This window comes from Streptomyces sp. NPDC002004, from assembly GCF_053593975.1.
In genome coordinates this window covers 309,920-331,913 of the sequence record NZ_JBSFDP010000001.1, presented here as the reverse complement: position 1 = coordinate 331,913, position 21,994 = coordinate 309,920, and the positions used below count along the sequence as shown (strand labels likewise).

20 protein-coding genes and 1 tRNA gene are annotated in these 21,994 nt (G+C 72.0%); 9 read left to right on the top strand and 12 right to left on the bottom strand.

Annotation, left to right across the window (positions count from 1 at the left end; genetic code table 11):
* The first annotated feature begins 178 nt into the window (after positions 1 to 178).
* From ACWCP6_RS01435 to ACWCP6_RS01425, 3 genes are all read left to right on the top strand, one after another.
* Complete coding sequence (locus tag ACWCP6_RS01435) at positions 179 to 754, top strand: TerD family protein (protein WP_450930540.1); 576 nt, start codon at positions 179 to 181, stop codon at positions 752 to 754.
* Between the two features lie 61 nt (positions 755 to 815).
* A complete protein-coding gene (locus ACWCP6_RS01430) occupies positions 816 to 1,964 on the top strand; it encodes a DUF475 domain-containing protein (protein ID WP_450930260.1) in 1,149 nt (382 codons plus the stop codon).
* Between the two features lie 171 nt (positions 1,965 to 2,135).
* Positions 2,136 to 2,873: a TerD family protein gene (locus ACWCP6_RS01425; RefSeq protein ID WP_450930259.1), complete on the top strand. Its 738-nt coding sequence runs from the start codon at positions 2,136 to 2,138 to the stop codon at positions 2,871 to 2,873.
* A gap of 52 nt (positions 2,874 to 2,925) precedes the next feature.
* On the opposite strand, the gene ACWCP6_RS01420 is transcribed toward ACWCP6_RS01425, so the two are convergent.
* On the bottom strand, positions 2,926 to 3,813 hold the full coding sequence (locus ACWCP6_RS01420; protein ID WP_450930258.1) for a TerD family protein: 888 nt from the start codon (positions 3,811 to 3,813) through the stop codon (positions 2,926 to 2,928).
* A 266-nt stretch (positions 3,814 to 4,079) separates the two neighbouring features.
* Here ACWCP6_RS01420 and ACWCP6_RS01415 point away from each other — a divergent pair, with 266 nt between their 5' ends.
* The 3 genes from ACWCP6_RS01415 to ACWCP6_RS01405 are packed head-to-tail and all read left to right on the top strand — an operon-like array spanning position 4,080 to position 8,552.
* Positions 4,080 to 5,246, top strand: coding sequence for an HpcH/HpaI aldolase/citrate lyase family protein (locus tag ACWCP6_RS01415; protein ID WP_450930257.1), 1,167 nt, complete (start codon positions 4,080 to 4,082; stop codon positions 5,244 to 5,246).
* A gap of 13 nt (positions 5,247 to 5,259) precedes the next feature.
* On the top strand, positions 5,260 to 7,743 hold the full coding sequence (locus ACWCP6_RS01410; protein WP_450930256.1) for a phosphoribosyltransferase: 2,484 nt from the start codon (positions 5,260 to 5,262) through the stop codon (positions 7,741 to 7,743).
* Entirely contained in the window at positions 7,740 to 8,552 is an 813-nt protein-coding gene (locus ACWCP6_RS01405) for an HAD family hydrolase (RefSeq protein ID WP_450930255.1), read from the top strand. Before ACWCP6_RS01410 ends, ACWCP6_RS01405 begins: the two co-directional genes overlap by 4 nt.
* A gap of 54 nt (positions 8,553 to 8,606) precedes the next feature.
* Here the strand turns inward: ACWCP6_RS01405 and ACWCP6_RS01400 are convergent, their stop codons facing one another.
* The 3 genes from ACWCP6_RS01400 to ACWCP6_RS01390 all read right to left on the bottom strand — a co-directional run bounded on the left by ACWCP6_RS01400 (position 8,607) and on the right by ACWCP6_RS01390 (position 11,125).
* Positions 8,607 to 8,834: an FmdB family zinc ribbon protein gene (locus ACWCP6_RS01400; protein ID WP_450930254.1), complete on the bottom strand. Its 228-nt coding sequence runs from the start codon at positions 8,832 to 8,834 to the stop codon at positions 8,607 to 8,609.
* Positions 8,835 to 8,888: 54 nt separating this feature from the next.
* The gene (locus ACWCP6_RS01395; RefSeq protein ID WP_450930253.1) at positions 8,889 to 9,458 is read right to left on the bottom strand and encodes a DUF4383 domain-containing protein; all 570 of its coding nucleotides are present in this window, start codon (positions 9,456 to 9,458) and stop codon (positions 8,889 to 8,891) included.
* Between the two features lie 179 nt (positions 9,459 to 9,637).
* Entirely contained in the window at positions 9,638 to 11,125 is a 1,488-nt protein-coding gene (locus ACWCP6_RS01390) for a hypothetical protein (protein ID WP_450930252.1), read from the bottom strand.
* 205 nt (positions 11,126 to 11,330) lie between these two features.
* Between ACWCP6_RS01390 and ACWCP6_RS01385 the strand changes: the two genes are divergently transcribed.
* Positions 11,331 to 11,405: transfer RNA gene (locus ACWCP6_RS01385), tRNA-Val, on the top strand.
* 104 nt (positions 11,406 to 11,509) lie between these two features.
* On the opposite strand, the gene ACWCP6_RS01380 is transcribed toward ACWCP6_RS01385, so the two are convergent.
* Both ACWCP6_RS01380 and ACWCP6_RS01375 read right to left on the bottom strand, forming a co-directional pair.
* The gene (locus tag ACWCP6_RS01380) at positions 11,510 to 12,886 is read right to left on the bottom strand and encodes an FAD-binding oxidoreductase (protein ID WP_450930251.1); all 1,377 of its coding nucleotides are present in this window, start codon (positions 12,884 to 12,886) and stop codon (positions 11,510 to 11,512) included.
* A 452-nt stretch (positions 12,887 to 13,338) separates the two neighbouring features.
* Positions 13,339 to 14,262, bottom strand: coding sequence for an antibiotic biosynthesis monooxygenase (locus ACWCP6_RS01375; protein WP_450930250.1), 924 nt, complete (start codon positions 14,260 to 14,262; stop codon positions 13,339 to 13,341).
* Positions 14,263 to 14,391: 129 nt separating this feature from the next.
* Here ACWCP6_RS01375 and ACWCP6_RS01370 point away from each other — a divergent pair, with 129 nt between their 5' ends.
* Positions 14,392 to 14,958, top strand: coding sequence for a nucleoside deaminase (locus ACWCP6_RS01370; protein WP_450930249.1), 567 nt, complete (start codon positions 14,392 to 14,394; stop codon positions 14,956 to 14,958).
* 112 nt (positions 14,959 to 15,070) lie between these two features.
* Here the strand turns inward: ACWCP6_RS01370 and ACWCP6_RS01365 are convergent, their stop codons facing one another.
* The gene (locus tag ACWCP6_RS01365; protein ID WP_450930248.1) at positions 15,071 to 15,415 is read right to left on the bottom strand and encodes a hypothetical protein; all 345 of its coding nucleotides are present in this window, start codon (positions 15,413 to 15,415) and stop codon (positions 15,071 to 15,073) included.
* Between the two features lie 110 nt (positions 15,416 to 15,525).
* Here ACWCP6_RS01365 and ACWCP6_RS01360 point away from each other — a divergent pair, with 110 nt between their 5' ends.
* Positions 15,526 to 15,768: a DUF2277 domain-containing protein gene (locus tag ACWCP6_RS01360; RefSeq protein WP_450930247.1), complete on the top strand. Its 243-nt coding sequence runs from the start codon at positions 15,526 to 15,528 to the stop codon at positions 15,766 to 15,768.
* Between the two features lie 113 nt (positions 15,769 to 15,881).
* Here ACWCP6_RS01360 and ACWCP6_RS01355 read toward each other — a convergent pair whose 3' ends face one another.
* The 5 genes from ACWCP6_RS01355 to ACWCP6_RS01335 form a co-directional block, all read right to left on the bottom strand.
* Positions 15,882 to 16,499 (bottom strand): DedA family protein, encoded by a 618-nt coding sequence (locus tag ACWCP6_RS01355; RefSeq protein WP_450930539.1) that lies wholly within the window; start codon positions 16,497 to 16,499, stop codon positions 15,882 to 15,884.
* 162 nt (positions 16,500 to 16,661) lie between these two features.
* Entirely contained in the window at positions 16,662 to 17,123 is a 462-nt protein-coding gene (locus ACWCP6_RS01350; protein WP_450930246.1) for a DoxX family protein, read from the bottom strand.
* A 58-nt stretch (positions 17,124 to 17,181) separates the two neighbouring features.
* Positions 17,182 to 19,158 (bottom strand): FAD/NAD(P)-binding protein, encoded by a 1,977-nt coding sequence (locus ACWCP6_RS01345; RefSeq protein WP_450930245.1) that lies wholly within the window; start codon positions 19,156 to 19,158, stop codon positions 17,182 to 17,184.
* A 277-nt stretch (positions 19,159 to 19,435) separates the two neighbouring features.
* The gene (locus ACWCP6_RS01340) at positions 19,436 to 21,127 is read right to left on the bottom strand and encodes an alkaline phosphatase D family protein (protein ID WP_450930244.1); all 1,692 of its coding nucleotides are present in this window, start codon (positions 21,125 to 21,127) and stop codon (positions 19,436 to 19,438) included.
* A 144-nt stretch (positions 21,128 to 21,271) separates the two neighbouring features.
* Positions 21,272 to 21,982 carry an HNH endonuclease family protein gene (locus ACWCP6_RS01335; protein WP_450930243.1) on the bottom strand — a complete coding sequence of 237 codons (711 nt, stop codon included), beginning with the start codon at positions 21,980 to 21,982 and terminating at the stop codon, positions 21,272 to 21,274.
* Positions 21,983 to 21,994: the final 12 nt, after the last annotated feature.

Genomic DNA, 21,994 nt, shown 5'->3' with positions numbered 1-21,994 from the left:
GCGCCATCGCGCAGCAATTCGGCGTCACCGTCTGCCGGCCTGCCCCCACCCCCCCTTCGCCCGGCGCCGCACACCACGTGCGGCGCCGGACGTGCACGGCCCGGCCGCCGCCCGCACCGCGGCCGCCGCGCACCCGCTCGACCACACGCACCGCACCACCTCGGGGAGGACCAGCATCATGGGCGTCACGCTCGCCAAGGGAGGCAATGTCTCCCTCTCCAAGGCCGCACCGAATCTCACACAGGTGATGATCGGGCTCGGCTGGGACGCGCGCTCCACCACCGGAGCCCCCTTCGACCTCGACGCCAGCGCGCTGCTCTGCAACGCCGGCCGCGTCCTCGGCGACGAGTGGTTCGTCTTCTACAACAACCTCAAGAGCCCCGACGGCTCGGTGGAGCACACCGGCGACAACCTCACGGGCGAGGGCGATGGCGACGACGAGACCATCCTCATCGATCTGGCGAAGGTCCCCGCCACCTGCGACAAGATCGTCTTTCCGGTCTCCATCCACATGGCCGAGGAGCGGGGCCAGACGTTCGGCCAGGTCAGCAACGCCTACATCCGGGTGCTCAACCAGTCCGACGGCCAGGAGCTGGCCCGCTACGACCTGTCCGAGGACGCCTCCACCGAAACCGCGATGATCTTCGGCGAGGTGTACCGGTACGGAGGCGAGTGGAAGTTCCGTGCAGTGGGACAGGGGTACGCGTCGGGTCTGCGGGGCATCGCTCTAGACTTCGGGGTCAACGTTTCGTAAAGCCGTACGGCGCGGGGGGAGACCCGTACCCGAGACCCGTACACACACGATGGGGTAAGCAGTGCTTCTGAAAACCTTCGGCTGGTCGTTCGTGGTCACCGCGCTCGGCCTTGCCGCGGCCGTGGTCTACGGGGGGTGGACGGCCTTCGGGATCGTGGCGATCCTGTCCGTCCTCGAAATCTCGCTGTCCTTCGACAACGCGGTCGTCAATGCCGGAATCCTGAAGAAGATGAATGCCTTCTGGCAGAAGATCTTCCTCACGGTCGGCGTTCTGATCGCGGTCTTCGGTATGCGGCTGGTCTTCCCCGTCGTGATCGTCGCCTTCACCGCCAAGCTGAACCCGGTCGACGCGGTCAACCTCGCGCTGACCGACAAGGACCGCTACCAGCAGCTGGTGACGGACGCCCACCCGGCGATCGCCGCCTTCGGCGGAATGTTCCTGCTGATGATCTTCCTCGACTTCATCTTCGAGGAGCGGGACATCCAGTGGCTGCGCTGGATCGAGCGGCCGCTGGCCAAGCTCGGCAAGATCGACATGCTGTCGGTCTGCATCGCCATGATCGTGCTGCTGATCACCTCGATGACCTTCGCGACCCAGGCCCACCAGCACGGTGGCGTCCATGTGGACAAGGCGCAGACGGTCCTCGTCGCGGGCATCGCCGGACTGATCACCTACCTCGTCGTCGGCGGCCTGTCCGGCTTCTTCGAGGACCGCCTCGAGGAAGAGGAGGAGCGGGAGCACGAGGCCGAGGAGGAGGCCAGGAAGAGCGGCAAGCAGGTCTCGGCCGTCGTACTCGCCGGCAAGGCGGCGTTCTTCATGTTCCTCTACCTGGAGGTCCTGGACGCGTCCTTCTCCTTCGACGGTGTCATCGGCGCCTTCGCCATCACCAACGACATCGTTCTGATGGCCCTCGGCCTCGGCATCGGCGCGATGTACGTCCGGTCGCTCACCGTCTACCTGGTCCGCCAGGGCACCCTCGACGAGTACGTCTTCCTGGAGCACGGCGCGCACTACGCGATCGGCGCCCTCGCCGTGCTCCTCCTGGTCACCATCCAGTACGAGATCAACGAGGTCATCACCGGTCTCGTCGGCGTCGTCCTGATCGCCTGGTCGTTCTGGTCGTCCGTGCGCCGCAACCGCGCCCTCGGGGGCGGCGACGCAGGCGCCGAGAGCCCGGACGGCAAGGCGACCCTGTCGTCCGGGGTCTGATGCCGGACGGCCCGCCCGGGCCACGCGCCCGGCGACCGGGTCCGGCCGGGCCGGAATGATCCGGCCCTCGGTGAGGAACGCTCTCAACGGGGCGGCCAGGAGGCAGGGGTCTCCGGGCCGCCCCGTGGCGTGACAGGCATACGGCATACGGCAATGGGGGGCTGAGGCGGCATGTCCTTCTGGGACGGTCTGTGGCGTGGGCGCTCGACGCAGTTCGAGTCCGGGAGCGCAGCGACCAACTCCATCGAACTCACCAAACGGCACTCGGTCGTCTCGCTCACCAAACAGGGCGCGTCCACCGGCAACCTGCGCATCAACCTCTCCTGGCGGATGCGTACCTCCGACATCGGGCGCCCCGAGCGGGGCGGACTGCTGCGGCACCCGTCCCAGCTGTTCAAGCCCGACGTCGTGCAGGCCCACACCCAGAGCATGGTCAATGTCGACCTGGACCTCGGCTGTCTGTACGAACTCACGGACGGCGCCAAGGGTGTGGTCCAGCCGCTGGGCAACTTCTTCGGGGAGCTCAACGCCCCGCCCTATGTGAAGCTCAGCGGCGACGACCGGTTCGGCTCGGGATCGGGCGAGACGATCTACGTCAACCTTGATCACCGCGAGTCCATCAAGCGGCTGCTGGTGTTCGTCTACATCTACGACCAGACGCCGGCCTTCGACCGTACGCACGCGATCGTGACGCTCTACCCGAGCAACGGCCCACGTATCGAGATCGGACTCGACGAGCGCGCCCCGCAGGCCCGTTCGTGCGCCGTGGTCTCCCTGGAGAACGTCAAGGGCGAGCTGCTGGTGCGCCGCGAGGTGAAGTTCGTGTACGGCTTCCAGAGCGAGCTGGACCGGCTGTACGGCTGGGGCCTGCAGTGGGGCCGCGGCTACAAGACCGCCGGAGACCGCTAGGGGCAGACGGGAATGTGACGACAGGCCCTGGCCGCCGCGGCGGGCGGGACCGCTACCGCGGCAGGAACTGCGGCCCCTGCGGCGGCAGCCTGAACTCGGCGCCGGGCGCCGCCGCCATCGGCTGCGGATAGCCGTAGGCGGGCTGCGGACCGGGCGGAACCGGCTGGGCCGGGGCGGGCTGCGGATAGCCGTAGGCGGGCTGCGGCGCCGGCTGGTGCGCCGGCGGATAGCCGTACGCCGGCTGCTGCTGCGGCACCTCCGCCACCGGCTGCGGCAGGGGCGTGCCCGCAAGCGGTGCGGCGCTCGTCTCCGGCGGCAGCGGCTGCGCGGTCGTGGCATCCGGGGCCGGGGCCGGGGCCGGTGCCGAGGCCTCCGGCGTGGGCCCGGGCATGGCCTCCGACTCGTCCACGGAGATCCCGAAGTCGGTCGCGAGCCCCACCAGCCCGTTCGAGTACCCCTCGCCGAGGGCGCGGAACTTCCAGCCCTCGCCGCGCCGGTACAGCTCGCCGCAGATCAGCGCCGTCTCCGCGCCCGTCTCGGGACGGATGTCGAAGTACGCGAGGGGCTCACCCTCGGCCGCACCCGCGTCGTACAGCAATATCCGCAGTGCCTCGACGCGGTCGAAGGGCACGTCGTCCGCGGAGGCCACCACGAGCACCCGGCCGACCTCGGGGACCATGCCGTCCAGGTCCGCCTGGATCGTGTCGGTGAGACCGTCCGGGCCCCGCTTCTTGCCGAGCCGCCACACCGTGCCCGAGGGGTGCCGGGGCTGGTTGTAGAAGACGAAGTCCTCGTCGGAGCGCACACGGCCGTCGCGGCCCAGCAGCAGCGCCGACACGTCCACGTCCGGGACGCCCTGTCCCGGGGCCCAGCGCAGCACGGCGCGCACCGCTGTGGCTTCGAGCGGGACGTTCGACCCCTTCAGCATCGCGTGCGTCATGCGGTCATCCTGCCTTCCCCCGTCCGAGGCCGACAACGCGGGGTCGGCATGATCCCCGGACCCCGGCGTACGGCCCTCCACGCACTCGTCGTGCCCCGGCCAGGGGCCGTCCACGCACGTGCGAGGCGCCGTATGTAACCACACACGACCGTTCGACATCGCCGTATTACCTGAACTTCATGCCCGATGGGAACTCTTGACCTTGATCCCTACGTACTATTACCGGCCACATCTTCTTCGGCCGCGTCGGCACCACGGGGAGTCTCATGCGTCATTTCGGGCAGCTCGCCCCAGAGGTGCGTCAGCGCCTCTTCCACCGGGAGCCCTGCGTCTTCGGCGCGGACTCCCCGGCCCGCACGCTGGCCACGGCGCTGGGCGCCACCCTCTACAGCCCGGCCGTCCGCCCCCGGCTCGCCGCCGACATCGTGAGACAGGCGGGCCGGGGCGTCGTGTCCATGGTCCTGTGCCTGGAGGACGCCATCGACGACGCCGACGTCGCGAGCGGCGAGGAGAACCTGGTCAAGCAGTTCGCCGCGCTGGCCGAGCATCCCGAAGACGACCTGCCCCTGCTCTTCATCCGGGTCCGCACACCCGAGCAGATCCCCGATCTCGTCCGCCGTCTCGGGCCGACCGTGCGCCTGCTGTCCGGATTCGTCCTGCCGAAGTTCACCGAGGAGCGCGGCGTTCTGTTCCTCGAGGCGCTCGCCGCGGCCGAAGCCGCCTCCGGCCGACGGCTGTTCGCGATGCCCGTCCTGGAATCGCCCGAGCTGCTGCACCTGGAGAGCCGGGCCGAGACGCTCAGCGGCATCGCCCGCACCGTCGACAAGTACCGCGAGCGGGTCCTCGCGCTGCGCCTCGGCGTCACGGACTTCTGCTCGGCGTACGGACTGCGCCGCCCCCCGGACATGACCGCCTACGACGTCCAGGTCGTGGCCTCCGTCATAGCCGACGTGGTGAACGTGCTGGGCAGGGCCGACGGCACCGGGTTCACGGTCACCGGTCCGGTGTGGGAGTACTTCCCGGTGCAGGAGCGGATGTTCAAGCCGCAGCTGCGCCGCAGCCCCTTCCTGGAGGGGCGCGCCGAGGGGCTGCGCGCGACCCTCATCGAGCACGACATGGACGGTCTGCTCCGCGAGATCGAGCTGGACCGGGCCAACGGGCTGCTCGGCAAGACCTGCATCCACCCCTCGCACGTCCTGCCCGTCCACGCGCTGTCCGTGGTCAGCCACGAGGAGTTCAGCGACGCCCAGGACATCCTGCGGCCCGAGCGCGAGGGCGGCGGAGTCCTGCGGTCCGCGTACACGAACAAGATGAACGAGGTGAAGCCGCATCGTGCCTGGGCCGAGCGGACCCTGCTGCGCGCCGAGACCTTCGGCGTGGCCCGCGAGGGCATCGGCTTCGTCGACCTGCTCACCGCCGGGCTGCCCGCGTGAGCCGAAAGGAACCGTGACGAACGTGGTGTGGTCGGGAAGCTGGGTCGCCGAGCGGCTCGGCGTCGAGCTCGCGGGGGACCGTGTGCTCGGCGACATGCTGGGGCTCGCGCTGCGGCGCAACCCCAAGCGCGCGCATCTGCTCGTGTCGAACGTCCTGGGCAAGCACGTGCCCCAGCTGCCCTCCGTCGTGCACCGCTCCGGGTACGAACTGGGCCTCCGGGTGCGGGAGCTGCTCGGCGAGGCCGACGCGCGCCGCGCCGTCGTCCTGGGCTACGCCGAGACGGCCACCGGACTCGGCCACTCCGTCGCCGACGGCCTCGGCCTCGCCCCCTACCTCCACTCGACCCGGCGGCCCGTGGCCGGCGTCGAGCAGGCGGGAGGCTTCGAGGAGTCCCACTCGCACGCCACCTCGCACCTGCTCCTGCCCGAGGACCCCGGGCTGCTCCGCGGCGACGGCCCGCTCGTCCTCGTCGACGACGAGTTCTCCACCGGCAACACGGTGCTCAACACCATCCGCGACCTGAACCGGCGCTTCCCGCGCGAGCGGTATGTGATCGTCGCCCTTGTCGACATGCGCTCCGCAGCCGACCGCGGCCGCCTCGACGCGTTCGCCCGCGAGATCGGCGCCCGGGTCGACCTCATCGCCGCCGCATCCGGCACGGTCCGGCTGCCGGACGGCGTCCTGGACAAGGGCCGCGCGCTGGTCGCCCGGCACGAACAGGACACGCCCGCGCCTCCGGCACCCGCCCGCCACCCGGTCGCCCGCGTCGCGCTCGACTGGCCCGACGGTCTGCCCGACGGCGGCCGGCACGGCTTCACGCCCGCCCACCGGGAGCTGCTGGAAGCGGCGCTGCCCGCGATGGCGGCCCGGATCGCCGACGCGCTCCCGCCGGCCGCCCGCCATGACCGCTGCCGGGTCCTCGTGCTCGGCTTCGAGGAGCTGATGTACGCGCCGCTGCGGCTCGCCCTCGCCCTGGAGGAGCGCGCCGACGCGGAGGTGCGCTACTCCACGACCACCCGCTCACCCGTCCTCGCCGTCGACGACCCCGGATACGCGATACGCAGCCGCCTCGTCTTCCCCGCCCACGACGCCCCCGGCGACGGCCCCGGCGAGCGGTACGCCTACAACGTCGCGGGCGCCGGCTTCGACGCCGTCGTCGCAGTGGTCGACTCCGCGGCCGACACACCCGAGCTGCACGCCGCCGACGGCCTGCTCGCCCAACTCGCCGCACACACCCCGAGCGTGCTGCTCGCCGTCGTGCCGTCCTACGTGCCGGCGCCCTCGCCCGCACCGCCGTACGCCGGCCCACGGCCGTACGCCTCCGAAAGGCCCCTCATGCTGCCCGAGCCCCTCCGCGGCCCCGCCTTCTCGTCGTACGCACCGGACGAGGTCGGCTGGCTGCTCCAGGACCTCTCGGACGTACGTCTGGAGGCGCCCACGGAGGAGCGCGAGGAGGCGATACAGAGCGGCGGCGCCCACTACGCCGAATCGCTGCCCGTCGAGTACCAGCCGAGCGCCCAGTACCAGGACCTGTTCCACGCCGCACTGGAGACCTCCGCGGCCCGGATCGCCCAGGCCGTCGGCGTCGTCACCGACACGGTGCTCGCGGAGCGGACACCACGCCCGGTGCTGGTCTCGCTCGCCCGCGCGGGCACCCCCGTCGGGGTGCTGATGCGCCGCTGGGCGCAGTACCGGCACGCCCTCGACCTGCCGCACTACGCCGTGTCGATCGTGCGCGGCCGGGGCATCGACGCCACTGCGCTGCGCTGGCTCGCCGCCCATCACGACCCCGCCGACGTCGTCTTCGTCGACGGCTGGACGGGCAAGGGCGCGATCACCCGGGAACTCGCCGAGGCGATCCGGGACTTCGAGAAGTCGGACGGGATCTCCGGGTTCGACCCCGAGATCGCGGTGCTCGCCGACCCGGGCTCCTGTGTACGCACCTTCGGCACCCGCGAGGACTTCCTCATCCCCTCCGCCTGCCTCAACTCGACCGTCTCCGGCCTGATCTCGCGCACGGTGCTGCGCAGCGACCTCGTGGGCCCGCACGACTTCCATGGCGCGAAGTTCTACCGCGAGCTGGCCGGGGCCGATGTGTCCGGTGTCTTCCTCGACGCCGTCGCGGCACGCTTCGACGAGGTCGCCGACGCCGTGGACGCCCAGGTCAAGGAGCTGCTGTCGGCGGACCGGGAACCCACCTGGGAGGGCTGGGCCGCCGTCGAGCGGATCAGCGAGGAGTACGGCATCCACGATGTGAACCTGGTCAAGCCGGGCGTCGGCGAGACGACCCGGGTCCTGCTGCGCCGGGTGCCGTGGAAGATCCTCGCGCGCACCGGTGCGGGAGCGGACCTCGACCATGTGCGGCTGCTCGCCGAACAGCGGGGCGTGCCCGTCGAGGACGTCGACGAACTCCCATACAGCTGCGTGGGGTTGATCCACCCGCGCTTCACGCGCGGCGCGACCGGCGCCGACGGCCGGACGGTGGTGTCCCAGTGACCGGACGGACTCTCGTCGCCAGCGACCTCGACCGCACCCTGATCTACTCGGCCGCCGCGCTCGACCTGACCATGCCCGACGCCGAGGCACCCCGCCTGCTCTGCGTCGAGGTGCACGAGCACAAGCCGCTGTCCTACCTCACGGAGACCGCCGCCGGACTCCTCCAGGAGCTCGCCCGCGCCGCCGTCTTCGTGCCCACGACGACCCGCACCCGCAAGCAGTACGGCAGGATCCGTCTGCCCGGGCCCGCCGCCCCGTACGCGATCTGCGCCAACGGCGGCCATCTCCTCGTCGACGGCGTCTCCGACCCGGACTGGCAGGCGCACGTGGCCCGGGAGCTGGCGGACGGTTCGGCCCCGCTCGACGAGGTGCGGGCCCATCTGCGGGAAGCGGCCGACCCGGCGTGGCTGCGCAAGGAGCGTGTCGCCGAGGACCTGTTCGCCTACCTCGTCGTGGAGCGTGCCCTCCTGCCCGAGGGCTGGGTCAAGGAACTGTCCGAGTGGGCCGAGCCGCGGGGCTGGACGGTCTCGCTCCAGGGCCGCAAGGTCTACGCCGTTCCGAAGCCGCTCACCAAGAGCGCGGCGATGCGGGAGGTCGCCCGTCGTACGGGCGCGGATCTCACGCTGGCGGCGGGCGACTCCCTGCTGGACGCGGACCTCCTGCTCGCCGCCGACCGCGCCTGGCGCCCGGGCCACGGCGAACTGGCGGACACCGGCTGGACCGCACCGCATGTGACGGCACTCCCCGACCGGGGGGTGCAGGCGGGCGAACAGATCCTGCGCGCCCTGCTGACGACGTCGACAGCGTAGGGGCCCAAGGGCCGCTCCGGCAGGCGAGGTGGGCGGCCCCCGCGCGAGTGGGCGTCAGCCGCAGCAGCCGCCGCCGCAGCAGCCCCCTCCGCCTCCGCCTCCCGCTGCGGGCCGCGGGGCGGAGGCGGCGGACGCCGTGCCGCCGACGGCCACCGTCGACAGGAGTTTCACCGTGTCCTCGTGGCCGTCGGGACAGCTCGCGGGGGCCGAGGACTCGGCCATCGGCCGGCTCAGTTCGAACGTGTCGCCGCAGGTACGGCACCGGTACTCATAGCGAGGCATGCGCACAGGTTAACCGGCGCCCGGTCATCCGGGCGCCGGCCCGAGGCGACGGGGTCAGTGGTGGAAGGGCTGCGCCCGCTCCGCCCGCTCGGCCTCCTTCAGCCGCTCCAGCCGTTCCTTGTCGTCGGCGTGCCGCGTCCGCCAGTACGGGTTGTCGTGCGGAAGAGCGGAGCCCACGCGCCCGTACATGCCGAAGAACATCAGCAGGACGCCGACCACGAAGCTGAACAGCACGTTCTGGATGCGGAAGGCGAGGAAGTTGTGCGAGGTGTCCAGCAGGGCCAGGTTCACCCAGCCGCTGATCAGGAACAGCACGCCCAGGATCATGTTGAGCCAGGAGGCGAAGTTCCCGCCGATCACCATGCCCACGAACAGCAGCGCCCCGATGCAGATCGAGAGCACGCTCAGGGTGCCGTTGGTGTTCAGCCCGATGACCGTCGCGCCGTGCGTGTCGAAGTACCCGATGTGGTGGAGCAGGCCGAAGATGCCGAAGGCGACCAGGAAGAGCCCCATCAGCCCGGCGCCCACACGGTAGAACTGGCTGAGCTTGTGGTCGACCGGCAGATGGTCCTCGAACCGGATGCGCCGCTTCGCCGGGGCACTCATCGCGTGGTACATGGCCATGTCCGCCTCCTTCGCGCTCGCGGAGGCCATGAGCGGGGGCGCGCACCGGCGCGTCCCCGTCCGTGACTCGTCGTGGGCACCCAGGGGGCGCCCACCCGTACGGCTCCGGCCGTACGTACCTACAGGATCGGCCCGGGGCCGCGGGATCGCCACAGCAGTGGCGCACCCCGCCCGGGGAATCAGGCGCCCGTGCCCCGCTCGCCCCGGATCCTCGACACCACGTCGGCCACGGTCCGCCGCACGGCCTCGGTCTCCGTGAGGAAGTGCCAGTAGTCGGGGTGGCGCCCCTCCAGACCGGTGACCGCCTGATCCAGACGGGCGACCGCGTCGTCGAGCGGCCCGGCGTGGCGGGGGTCGGGCGTGTTCCGGCCGGCCATCGCGAGGCGCTGGGCGTCGCGGATCGCGAACCGGGTGCGGTCGATCTCCTGCTGCGGGTCCTTCGCCACGGCGTTCAGCCGCCGGAGTCGGTCACCGGCCGCTGACACGGCCTCGTCGGTGGTGTTCAGCAGCGCCCGTACGGTGGTCAGCAGCGAGGTCGCGTCCGGCCAGCGCTGGGCGTCGCGCGCCGCCCGGGCCTCCTGGAGCTTCAGCTCGGCCTGCTTCACGTTCTCCACGGCCTGCTCCGGCACCTGCTGGAGGTCCTGCCAGCAGGCGGCGGCGAAGCGGCGGCGCAGCTCGCTGAGCACCGGGTCCACCTGGCCGGCGCGAGTGGTCAGGGCCTGCGCCCGGGTGCGCAGCGAGACGAGCCGGTGGTCGATCTCGGCGGCTCGCTCCGGCAGCCGCTCGGCCTCCGCACGCACCGCCTCGGCCTCGCGCGCCACGCGCTCCGCCCGCTCCAGGGTCTCCGTCACGCCGTGCCGTCCCGCGCCCTGGTTGAGCTTGGTCAGCTCCGGGGCGAGGGCGGCCAGCCGCGCCGCCAGGTCGTCGGCGGTGAGCCCGGAGGCGCGGACCGCGTCCAGGGCGTTGCTCGCGGCCAGCAGCGCCTGGCGCCCCCGCTCCACGGCCGGGGCGACCCGGGCGAGCTGGGTCTCGGCCTTGCCGAGCAGCGGCGCGAGCGACTGCGCGAACCGGTCCAGGTCCTGCTTGACCTTGACCAGCTCGTCCTTGGCGAGGGTGAGCTGGGTGCGGGCATGCGCCGCGACCGCCACCTCCAGGTCGTCCCGGTCGAGGTCCTGCGCGTCGATCGTGCTGATGTACTGGTGGCTCGCGTCGTCGATCCGGCGCCCGAGTGCCTCGAAGTCGGAGACGACGCGACGTGCGGCCGGCGAGTCGTCCACGGCGACGATCGTCTCTATGGAGATCCGCAGCTCGCGCTGCGCGGTGTCGAGCTCGTAGAACGCGGCGGCGGCGGCGTCCTTCGCGGCCTGCGCCTGGGCCCGCTGCCCCTCGCCCCGGCCCCCGAACCACCGCCGTGACCCGCCACCCCCGGCGAACGCGCCGGGCGCGACCGCCACCGCCAGCAGGGGCAGCGGCAGGAGCGCCAGAGCGAGCACGTCACGGGCTACGGCGCGCAGGGCGCCGGGCGTCGCGGCGCGGGCACGCCCGCGGTCCGTCCGCCGCGCGGTGCCGCCGCGCGCCGGGCGCGGGGCTGCACCGGGCCGGGCGCTCGGCGCATGAGGTGTGTGCGGCGTGTTCGGCGCGTACGACTGCGATGGTGTCGCCGTCACTTCCCTCTCCCGTGCTGTCATCCGCCCTGGCCGTGTCATTCTCCCACCGGTGCAAGACGAAGACACGAGCCGGTCAGTTCACTTTCCGCGCGGCGATTTCGCCCTGCTCCGGCCGTGCGGCCGCACCCGGCGCGGGTGTCGGCGGAGCCCGGATACGGGTTTGCGATGCACTCCCACCGGCAAGGTAGGCTGTCGACTCATTCCCGGGCGCGTAGCTCAGCGGTAGAGCGCCGCCCTTACAAGGCGGATGTCGGCGGTTCGAAACCGTCCGCGCCCACCAGCCCCAGGGCATGAGGAAGGCCCAGGTCGACCGGCAGGCAGCCGGAGACCTGGGCCTTGATCTTTTTCCGGGTCCCGCCCGCGGGCGGGACCGCACAGCGGCACCTACGGCGCGGCCTCCTCCGGTGACAGGTAGGAGCAGAAGACGCCCTCAGGGTCGTACCGGACCCTGAGGTCCTGCAGACGCTGCCAGCCCTCCGGGGTGAAGGACCGGCGGGCGCGCGACGACGCGGCGGTGAGGTCGGCCTCGGCGATGTAGTGCCCCGTGCCGAAGGGCTCGACCGCGCGCATGGTCTGACGCAACCAGCTGATGTTGGCGGCGTCCTGGGCCGGATCGTCCCAGACGGCGTAGGGGACGACATAGCTCTCGCCGAGCACCGGGAACGCCATGTCCTCGGTGGGACGGGCGGCGGGCAGGAAGGGCGCGAGGATCTCCGACCTGCTCGACGGGGCCGCCTCGACGGCTCCGGCGAGCATCCCCAGCAGCGTCGCGAAGTCGGCGTCCGACCACAGGGTGTCCGCCGCGTAGCGCAGCTGGGGAGGCCACAGGGCGGCGGAGGAGTCGTAGAGGGACGCGAACGTCACCGGCTCGTCCAACTGCCGCGACAGGGAACGGTCGGCCAGGGGGCAGGACCGGAGCGGTTCGAGGACGTCGTCGGCCTCCTCGCGTGAGGAGGCGAACGCCGTCGCGGCGACGTTGATGACCTTGGGGCTCCGTGCCGCGCCGGGGTCCGCCGCGGCGAGGCAGAAGGTGACCTCGACGTTCGGGGGGAGCGCCGAGGCCACCTCGGTGGCCCAGCGCGTCGCCTCGGCGACGTCGGCGAGCGGGAAGGACCAGAGGGTGCTCGTCATCGCACCGGGATGCGGATGCAGCCGGAGGTGGAAGGCGGTGACCGCGGCGAAGAATCCGGGGCCCGCCCCCCGCGCCGCCCAGAACAGGTCGGGGTGCTCGCGCGGGCTGCAGGTGACGGCCTCGCCGTCCGCGGTGACGACGTCGACCGCGAGGACGTCGGCGCACGCCGGCCCGCGGACGGCGGAATTCCAGCCGAGCCCTCCGCTGAGGAGGTACCCGCCGACGGCGACGGACCCGCAGTGGCCCGTGGGGAAGGCGAGCCCGTGCCGGCCGAGCTCCGATGTGAGTTCGCGGCCCGTGATGCCGGGCCCCACGGTCGCCGTCGCCGCTGCGGGGTCGACGGTGCACGTGCGCAGCCCGGACAGGTCGACGAGCAGGCTGCCCTCGCGCAGCGGTGACGCGCACCAGCTGTGTCCCCCGGACCGCAGGGCGACCCTGAGCCCCTCGGCCCCGGCCAGGCGGATCGCTTCGGCCACCTGCTGGGGCGAGACCGGGCGGACGACGGCCTCGGGGAAGCGTGCCGGAGTGAGCCCGTTCCACACCGCGTCCCGGCGGACGTCCTCGTAATCGGCGTCGCCCCGCCGTACCACGGTTTCCCCGAGGCCGCGCATCTGCGTGTGCCGACTCATCACCTGTACTCCTCGCCTCGGTGCTCCCTGCTCTCCTCGGCACCTCGCCACGGTGGCCGCGCACGCCCTGAGGCGGGGAGAGGTTGCGGAGAGTGCCGTTGTGGATGACGCTGAAGAGACGTTAATCGGTGATGAGACAGGGAAATTGGGGCCTTTTCACCCTACCGTGCAATGCGTGCGCCAACGAATCGTGCCCCGTGCACGCCGCCGCCGCACCTTGAATCCCAGCGATGCGGGGACCCATTCCTTCGGCATGGAGAAACCCGGCGGGCTCACCGTTATCGACATCGACGCTATCGACCGACGTCATCGACATCACCGAACCCGCTTCCGAATCCGGAACCGAATGCCGTCCGGAATCGAAAGGAATCGAAATGCCGTCGTGCATACGGGTGCCGCGGTGGCGTGCGCGGTTCAGAGGTTCATCGGGTTCAGCGGATCATCGTTGGTGGTCAGGTGGTGAAGGCGAAGATCACGAGGATCGCCGCGTAGCACGCCAGCACCACGGCGGTGCCCGCCAGTTGGACACGGCGCGAACGCGTCCGGTCGGGCGCCAGCCAGAAGGCCAGGGCGCGATTGACCACCAACGGCATCATGAACCAGGTCAGAATGCTGACGCTGAACACATTGCTGATGAAGAGGGCCAGGTAGCCGGGAAGGGCGGCGGCCGTGAGGCCCTTGCCCAGTGTGAGGTTGAGCACCATGACCGTGGGATACAGCGCGAGGAGCACGGACATGGCCTGTTTCCAGTTGGCCGGTACGCCCCCGTGCTGTCCCTCGCCGAAGCGGAACCATCCGCTGAAGGCCGATGCGATCTCGTGCATGTCGTAGTCGGCGAAGTAGTCGCGTCCTTCGTCCAGCAGCTTCCTGCGGGCGTCCGACTTCAGCCACTGGTCGAGGTGTTCACGCGTGTCGAAGCGGAAGACGACGACCCAGCGGTCCTGGATTCCCTCCACCGGCGAGAAGAGTTCGGACCCCATGAACCCCGGGTATCTCTCCTGGGCCTTCAGGGTCTTGTCCTGCCAGGCCACGAAGTCCCGTTCCCGGCCCGGCTTCACATCGTGCGAGATGACAGCCGTCACGGCCTCCTGGGCGGGTTGTCCGCCGCTGAGGACCTCCTGGGACGGGTCTTCCTCGAACAGATGACGGCCTTCGTGGAGCAGTTCCCGGCGTGTTCCGGACCGGAGCCAGGTGCTCAACTCGCCGACGCCGGAGAAGCGGAAGACGACGACCCATTGATTGTCCTGTTCGGATTCGGGTGGATACAGCTCCGTCCCCTCGAATCCCTCGAAGTTCTGGACCGCCCGGTTCACCTGGTCCTGCCAGCGCTTGTAGGCCTCCTCGCAGCCGTGGATGACCTTTTGGGAGGTCACCACGGTTGCACCGGCCCCGCCGCTATCGCGGTTTGCGCTGGCGTCCATACGGAGTAGCCTAATCCTAAAGGGACTTATCGACCAAATCGGAGGAAAAGCTAGAAACTCTCGTCGGGTGAAACGGAGGCCGTCATGGGTCACAAGGAGTTCCTGGCAGAAGCGGTGCGGCTGGCCACCGAGTCGGTTGAAGAGGGTTGGGGCGGTCCGTTCGGCGCCGTGCTGACCCGGGACGGCGAGGTCGTCGCCCGGGGGCAGAACCGTGTGCTCCTGACCGGCGACCCGACCGCGCACGCCGAGATGGAGACCATCCGCAAGGCGATTCAGCGGCTCAACCCCGAGGCGCCCAGCATCTCGGAGGAGCACCAGAACGAGAGCACGCTGGAGTACGTGCCGCGTCCGGAGGGCTCTCCCGACCCGGTCCCCGAGCGCGCCCGGATGCTCAAGGGCTGCTCCATCTACATCAGCGGTGCGCCGTGCCCGATGTGCATGAGCGCCATCTACTGGTCGCGCATCGACAACGTCTTCTTCAGCTGCGACCTGAAGGCCACGCGGGAGATCGGCTTCGACGACGTCTACCAGTACGAGGACTTCACGAAGCCGATGGACGAGCGGCGGATCCACATCGAGCAGATCTACCCGGAGCTGGGTGCGGAGGCGTACGCGGCCTGGTCGGGCAAGGCGGACCGGCACGCGTACTGAGTGGTCGGGGCCGGGGCCCGCGCCGCCGTCCGGGGCGCCGCCTCCGACGGCGGCCCGCGCCGCGCCCGAGGACCGGCCGGGGCGAACCGTCCGGATCCCTTCCCGGCCCGGGTCAGTCGCCGGGTCGGGGCGGTGGTGGGACGGTGTGCTTGAGGCGGGCGCGGGCGTCCGGCCGGTCGGATCCCTGGAGTTCGGCCCAGTGGCGGTGGGTGGTCACGAAGACGGCCAGTTCGCGCTCGCGGCGTCGCAGCTTCTCGACCTGGGCCTGCTCGTCGGGTGTCCAGCCCGGGGACGCGGGGCGCTCGACCCTGCGCCAGCCGTTGTCGTCGCTGAATCCGTCGAGGGGCTCGACGGACCACGGGAGTCGCTTGAGCAGGTCCAGGAGCTCGGCCCGTACCTGGTGCAGCTCCTCCTGACCGGCGAGGAGATCGCTCGGAAAGCCATGAGTTTCAGCCACGCCGCAATGCTACGCCTGTTCGATTTTTGAAGGCGAGCTCCTTTCGGGGTCCGGGGCGCGTCTTCACTCGAACGTGGCCGGCGTCGAGGCGGTCGCGCGAGACTGGGGGCATGTGCCGCAGCATCAAGACGCTCCGTCCGCCCGTGATCCCCGAAGAGGCCACCGAGGAGGAGATCCGGGCCGCCGCGCTCCAGTTCGTGCGGAAGGTCTCCGGGTTCCGTGCCCCGGCCGCCCACAATCGCGAGGTGCTCGACCGTGCGGTCGACGCCATCGCCGACGCGACCGCCGAGCTGCTCGACGGTCTGGAGGTGCGAGGCCGCCGTCCGGCCGAGGTGCGGGCGACGGCGGGATAGCGCCCGGGGGTCCGCCAACGGTGTCCGGCCCGGCGAGCGGTGGCCGGATGGTGCCCGGGTGCCCTGTCCGGTGTGCCGGACGGAGCCCGGGCGTCCGGCTCGGTGTGCCCGGCTCAGCCCGCGGACAGCGGGCGCCGCATCACGTACGCCGCAATCGCGCCCGCCCCGATCAGGGCCAGCAGGGAGACGCCCGCCGCGAGCCAGGTCGCGCCGAGCCACTGGCCTCCGACATAGCCGAGGCCCACGCTGTAGCCCGCCCAGGCCACGCCCGCCAGGGCGGACCAGGGGAGGAACTCGCGCTTCCGGCAGTGGGCCACACCCGCACCCAGGGAGACCAGTGAGCGGCCCGCGGGTGCGAAGCGGGCGACCACGACGAGGGCGCCGCCGCCGCGGGTGAGAGCGGTGCCGAGACGTTCCTGCGCCTTGGTGAGCCGTCGGGATCGGGCCATGGCGCGGTCGAGGCGTTCGCCGCCGCGCAGTCCGACGCGGTACGCAACGAGGTCGCCGAGCACCGAGGCGGTCGCGGCGCACAGGGCCAGCGCCAGGATGTCGGGCACCTCGTGCGGCACCCGGCCGGTCGCCGCACCGGTGCCCGCGGTGGCGGCGGTGGCCGCCGTGATGACGAGGACGCCGCTCGGCAGTACCGGAAGGAAGACGTCGAAGAGTACGGACAGCACCACGACGACGTAGATCCATGGGCCGCCGGTCAACGACCCCACACTCTCCAGCACCACGAGCCCCCCGGTTCGTGCGGCGATGCCGCGACGTCGCGGGAGCGGCAGGGGCGGCCTGATGACAGCCATACAGCGTACGCCGGGCCGTCGGGGGGAGATCCGCCGGGGGCGCAGGAGATCACCACGTCGTGTTCACTCCTGCGCCACAACGGCGCTGCGTCAGGCTGCGGCGGGGGTCGCGGGTCCCGACCCGGTCTCGGTCACCGCGCGGTCGTCGGTGCCTCGCGCGGCGAACAGCCGGTCGAGCCCGAACGCTCCCGACCCGGTGAAGACCAGCAGGAACAGGGCCCAGCAGAACATCGCCGAGGGCTCGCCGCCGTTCTGCAGCGGCCACAGCGCCTCGGGCTGATGCACCGTGAAGTACGCGTAGGCCATCGAACCCGACGCGACGAGCGCCGCGGCCCGGGTGCCGAGACCGAGCGCGACCAGGGCGCCGGCGACGAGCTGGATGGCGGCGGCGTACCAGCCGGGCCAGGCGCCGGCCGGGATGGTGCCGCCGCCCTGTGCGCCGCCGAGCACGCCGAAGAGCGATGCGGCGCCATGGCAGGCGAAGAGCAGGCCGACGACGATGCGGAACAGGCCGATGGCATAGGGCTGGGCGCTGTTGAGACGTCCGGTCATGGGGGACTCCTTCGGTCGGTTGGGGACGTAACCGAGTGAGGCCAAAGGTTAGGCTAGCCTAATCAATGCTTGCAAGTTCAACATTCAGCCACTGCTCCGCCGCGGTGGAGGGGGACCCGGCGCCCGTGACCGACCCGTCACGCGCCGCCGTCCGCAGCACCTCCCGGGCCACCGCATCCGCGTCCGACAACGTCACCGAGTCCACCCCCGGCCGCGCCCCGGCCGCCGTCACCCAGTGCACCCCCTCGGTCGGCACCCCGAAGGCGAACCGCCTGCCGTGCACACGCCCGTCCCGTTCGACCAGCCGGTACGGCCGCGCCGTCACGTCCACGCCGCCCGTCTCGTACCCGTCGACGGTGTGCGGCCGGCACCGGCCGGCCCGCAGCAGCCCCGCGAGCAGCGCGTCGGCGGTCCGCCGCACATCGGGTTCCGGCAGCCGCGCCTCCACGAGCGCCGTGACGCGGACCCGCGAACCGGGCACATCAGGAGAGTGCGCGACGAACGCCCCGTCCTCCGCAAGCACCTCGAGCCGCGGCCCCACCACCTCGAGCGTGCCCGCCTCGATCAGCGCCGCCATCTCCTCGATCCGCCGCCGGGGCGGACCGATCGACAGGAAGGCGTTGAGCGGGGTGTACCAGCCGTCGAGGTGCTCCCGCCGTGACACACCGTTCAGGCCGCCGTGGTCCACGATCTGCCGCACCTCGTTGCGCAGATCGCGCAGTACGTCCAGGGCCGCCTTCAAGGGGCCCCGCACATTGCCCAGCGCGGCCTGCGCGGCGTCCTCGCGAAGATGGCCGACGAGCCAGCTCCGGAAGTCCGGCGGGCCGGTGAACCCGCGGTCGCCGTACGGACGCGAGACCCGCTCCCACGACCAGCGGTCCCCGCGGGCGACACCGAACTCGTCCAGGACGAGGGCCTCTCGGGCGCTGCCGTGGGGTGCGGACAGGAAACGCCCGCGAAAGTGCGGGAGATCCGCGGGGGCTCCCCGGACCTCGCGGCGGCGCGCGGCGCACCCGTGCTCCCGCGCCTCCTCGTGGCGCCCCAGCAGCGCCTCGTAGTAGACCGTCTCGACCTCCTTCGCCACCAGCGGCCATATCTCCGTGAGGAAGTCGGGCGCGTCGCCGGAGTCCGCCCGCCTGCGGAAGGACGCGATGACCTCGGAGGTGAGGACGAGCGGTTCATGACGCCCGTACGGGCCCTTCGCGTTGTCGCCGCGCGCCTGGTGGGGGACACCGCGCCGCGATCCCGCGTAGAGCATCGGCTCGCGCCCGGACGGCACGTACCGCAGCCTGTCGTCCGACCGTACGAAACGGCCGCCCCGGCCCACGGTCAGCAGCGCCATGTGGTCGAAGAAATTGAGGCCCAGACCGCGCAGCAGCACCGGCTCGCCGGGAGCGAGGGGGCTCAGGTCGAGGTCGGCAGGACTGGCGGGCGGGTAGTGGCGCAGGCCGTGCCGGGAGGCGTGCTCGGCGAGCCGCCGCTCGTCCGGGCCGGCCACCACCGGGAGGTGCCCCTGGGCTAGTACGACGGCGGACAGGCCCGTCAGTGCGCGTCCGTCGTCCAGGGTGAGGGTCTGGAGCCCGTGGGCCCCGTCGTCCAGCCGTGCGGCCCGCGCGGTGTGCACCTCGACACGGACGCCGTGCGGTGCTGTGCGCACCACCTCGCCGAACACCCACTCCAGATAGCGCCCGTAGTCGGCGCGGGTCGGATAGTCGTCGGGGCCCGTGCCGTGCGGGCGGTCCGCGGCCCATGCGTACAGGCTCGGCCCCGGGCGTACCGGCCCGGCGCAGTCCACGCTCTCGTCGGTGAACAGGGTGACCTGCGAGGCGACCGTGTTCATCAGCAGCTCGTCGGGCTGGGCGGTCCGCCAGACCCTTCCGGGCCCCGGCGGGGACGGGTCGACGACATGGACCGTCAACCGGGCCCCGGAGGGCAGGAGCTCGGGGGCGGAGGCGCACAGGCGCTCCAGGACGCTGGTGCCGCGCGGGCCCGCGCCGACGAGGGCGACGGCGTGGGGGACGGTCGCAGAGGGCAAGAGGACGGCTCCTGGCGTATGCGGCTGTGGGGGTTGCCGGTGGGGGCGGCGGGCCGTCCGCGGGCACCGGTGCGGCAGCCGTCCACGAGTGCCGGTGGGGCGGCGGGCCGTCCGTGTGCCGGTGGGGCGGCGGACCGCCCGTGGGGAAGCGGACGGTCCGCCTCATCATGCCGTCGCGGCCGCGGGAGTCGAACCCCGGGCCGGGGCATCCGGGTCCGGTGTGGCCCGTGTCACGAACATCGCGCTGCAATACGGGACATCGGGCGCGAGGCCGTCGTTACGGCACAACCGTGCGCTCGGTCACGGTCTCCAGCTCCGCGGAACCGGCGACCCTGCGCCGCGCCCGGTCCAGCCGGAGCCGTGCCGAGCGCCCGCCGAACGTCAGCGTCATCAGCTGGTTGCCGAACCAGGGGCCGCCCCCGCGGGTCCAGTCGACCGGCGTGCGCCCGATCCGCCCGTGTCCGGCCAGCCGCCGGCCCAGCGCCTGTCCGGCGCGGCTCCAGCCGAGCCGGAAAGCCAGCCGCAGGACGGCCGGTACGGCGTTGTGTACGGGCGAGCAGGTCAGTTGCAGCACGCGGGCAGCGGGCCCGCGCCCGTCCCACCGTGTCGGCTCGGCGACGTACCCGTGATGCACGTCCCCCGACAGGACGCACACCGTCGCGGGTGCCGCCGCCCCCGAACCCGCCTCCGCGAGCAGCGCGGTGAGCCCCTCGAACGATGCGGGGAAGGCCGCCCAGTGCTCCAAGTCGGCGGCCCTGCGCAGACGTTCCCCGAAGCGGGCCCAGCGCGGACCGCGGTCACCGCGGCACAGCGCCGCGCTCCACGCCTCCGCGTCGTGTATGAGCGGCGGCAGCAGCCAGGGCAGCGAGGTCCCGAGCAGCAGATGGTCGTACGCGGCGGGAGCCTCGCCCGCATGCGGCGGCCCCTGTCCGTCCCGCACCTGTGCGCTCAGCCACGCGGCCTCGGCGGGATGCAGCATCGCGCGCCCGCCCTCCTCCAGGACGCGCGCCGCCCGGGTGTCCACCATGACCAGCCGTACGCGGCCGAAGTCCCGCCGGTAGCTCCAGCGGGCCGAGGCCGGTTCAGCGTCGGCCCGGGCCACGAAAGCGCGCAGCGCCTCGGTGCCGTCGGGCGCCGCGCACACGACCTCGTACAGGGGGTCGGCGGCCAGGTCCGCAGGGGACAGATTGCCGAGGTGCTGGTGGACCCAGTACGCCATCAGGGCGCTCACCACGCGCTCGTGCCACCACGCGGTGGCCCGCATGTCGGCCACCCAGGAGCCGCTGGTGTTCCAGTCGTCGATGACGTCGTGGTCGTCGAAGATCATGCAGCTCGGAACCGTGGAGAGCAGCCAGCGGACTTCGGGGGTGAGCCACGATTCGCGGTAGAGGCGGGTGTACTCCTCGTAGTCCGCGACCTGGCCGCCGACGGAGTCGTCCCCGGCCGGCCCCCCGGACGCGCCTCCGCGGCGGGCGTCGAGCCAGCGTCGCGTGGCCTCGGACGTCTCGTCCGCGTACACCTGGTCGCCCAGGAGCAGCAGCACGTCGGGCCGCTCGGCGGCCGGGTCCGCGGCCAGACGTGTGCCCAGCGCGCCGAGCGCGTCCGGGCCCACGGGGTCCCGCCCGCCTATGGGAGGTGCGGCCCACCGGCAGGATCCGAACGTCACCCGCACCTCGTCCGGGTGCTCCGCCGGGGTACGTATCTCGCTCGCCGGGAACCGGCCGTCCCGCGGCGGCCACACCGGCACATCGTCGAGCCTCACCTCGTACGCCGTCGCCGTGCCCGGGGCGAGTCCGGCGACCGGAACGAGCGCGTAGTGGTGCCCCGCCACATGGAAGGTGCGGGCCCGGCCCGACGCGCCGTCCGCGCACCGCACCTCCGCGAGGCACGGACGGCTCGCCTCGACCCAGACGGTCGCGGAGGAGCCGTCGACGTACCTCAACAGCGGCCCCAGGCACAGACGCGCCACGTGATCACCCTCCTCCGTCGCCCCGTACGGTACGGAACGACGGAGGTCGCGCGGGAGGTTGCGTACCGGGTTTCCGCTTCCCCGGAGCCATTTCCTCCGGTTCCTCCCGTGCCGGTCGCCCGGAGGCGGTCCCGCAACGCGTCGTCAGCAGCCGTTGAGGATCGACTGCAGGGCGCTCTTCTCGGCGGAGTCGAGGGTGAGGTGGTAGTCGTGCTTCACCTGGACCCACATGCGGACGTACGTGCACCGGTACGCGGTGCGCGGCGGCAGCCACTTGGCCGGGTCCTGGTCGCCCTTGGACTGGTTGACGTTGTCGGTGACGGCGATGAGCTGTGGACGGGTCAGGTCGTTGGCGAAGGACTGCCGCTGCGCGGTCGTCCAGCCGCTCGCCCCCGACCGCCAGGCCTCGGCGAGCGGTACGACGTGGTCGATGTCGACGTCCGACGCGGCGGTCCAGGTGGCCCCGTCGTACTCCGAGTACCAGCTGCCGGACACGGCGGCGCAGCTGGAGTCGGTCCGGACGTTGCTGCCGTCCCGCTTGAGCACCACCTCACGCGTGTTGCAGGTCCCCTGCTGCGTGATCCAGTGCGGGAACTTGTCGCGGCTGTAGCCCGTCAGGGAGCCCTCGGGCTGAACGGTCAGCCCCGACAGGTAGGTGCGCGCGGTCGCCGCGCTCACCGGGGTGGGGGGAGAGGCCTGTGCGGACGGTCCGGCGAACAGGGCGACGGCCGACACGGCCGCGGTGAGCGAGGCCAGGACGCCGAGGCGACGACGCGAGTGGCCGCGGCCCGCCTGGCTCGTGCGGGATGCGCCGGATATACCGGCGGGGCGTCGACGCGCGTAGACATCGGACATTCGAACTCCCTT

What these genes read in the sequence shown, in the direction of transcription:
- ACWCP6_RS01435 (WP_450930540.1), top strand. Translation starts at nt 179, where the DNA reads ATGGGCGTCACGCTCGCCAAGGGAGGCAATGTCTCCCTCTCCAAGGCC.
- ACWCP6_RS01425 (WP_450930259.1), top strand. Translation starts at nt 2,136, where the DNA reads ATGTCCTTCTGGGACGGTCTGTGGCGTGGGCGCTCGACGCAGTTCGAG.
- ACWCP6_RS01420 (WP_450930258.1), bottom strand. Translation starts at nt 3,813, where the DNA reads ATGACGCACGCGATGCTGAAGGGGTCGAACGTCCCGCTCGAAGCCACA.
- ACWCP6_RS01415 (WP_450930257.1), top strand. Translation starts at nt 4,080, where the DNA reads ATGCGTCATTTCGGGCAGCTCGCCCCAGAGGTGCGTCAGCGCCTCTTC.
- ACWCP6_RS01400 (WP_450930254.1), bottom strand. Translation starts at nt 8,834, where the DNA reads ATGCCTCGCTATGAGTACCGGTGCCGTACCTGCGGCGACACGTTCGAA.
- ACWCP6_RS01395 (WP_450930253.1), bottom strand. Translation starts at nt 9,458, where the DNA reads ATGGCCATGTACCACGCGATGAGTGCCCCGGCGAAGCGGCGCATCCGG.
- ACWCP6_RS01380 (WP_450930251.1), bottom strand. Translation starts at nt 12,886, where the DNA reads ATGAGTCGGCACACGCAGATGCGCGGCCTCGGGGAAACCGTGGTACGG.
- ACWCP6_RS01370 (WP_450930249.1), top strand. Translation starts at nt 14,392, where the DNA reads ATGGGTCACAAGGAGTTCCTGGCAGAAGCGGTGCGGCTGGCCACCGAG.
- ACWCP6_RS01360 (WP_450930247.1), top strand. Translation starts at nt 15,526, where the DNA reads ATGTGCCGCAGCATCAAGACGCTCCGTCCGCCCGTGATCCCCGAAGAG.
- ACWCP6_RS01350 (WP_450930246.1), bottom strand. Translation starts at nt 17,123, where the DNA reads ATGACCGGACGTCTCAACAGCGCCCAGCCCTATGCCATCGGCCTGTTC.
- ACWCP6_RS01335 (WP_450930243.1), bottom strand. Translation starts at nt 21,982, where the DNA reads ATGTCCGATGTCTACGCGCGTCGACGCCCCGCCGGTATATCCGGCGCA.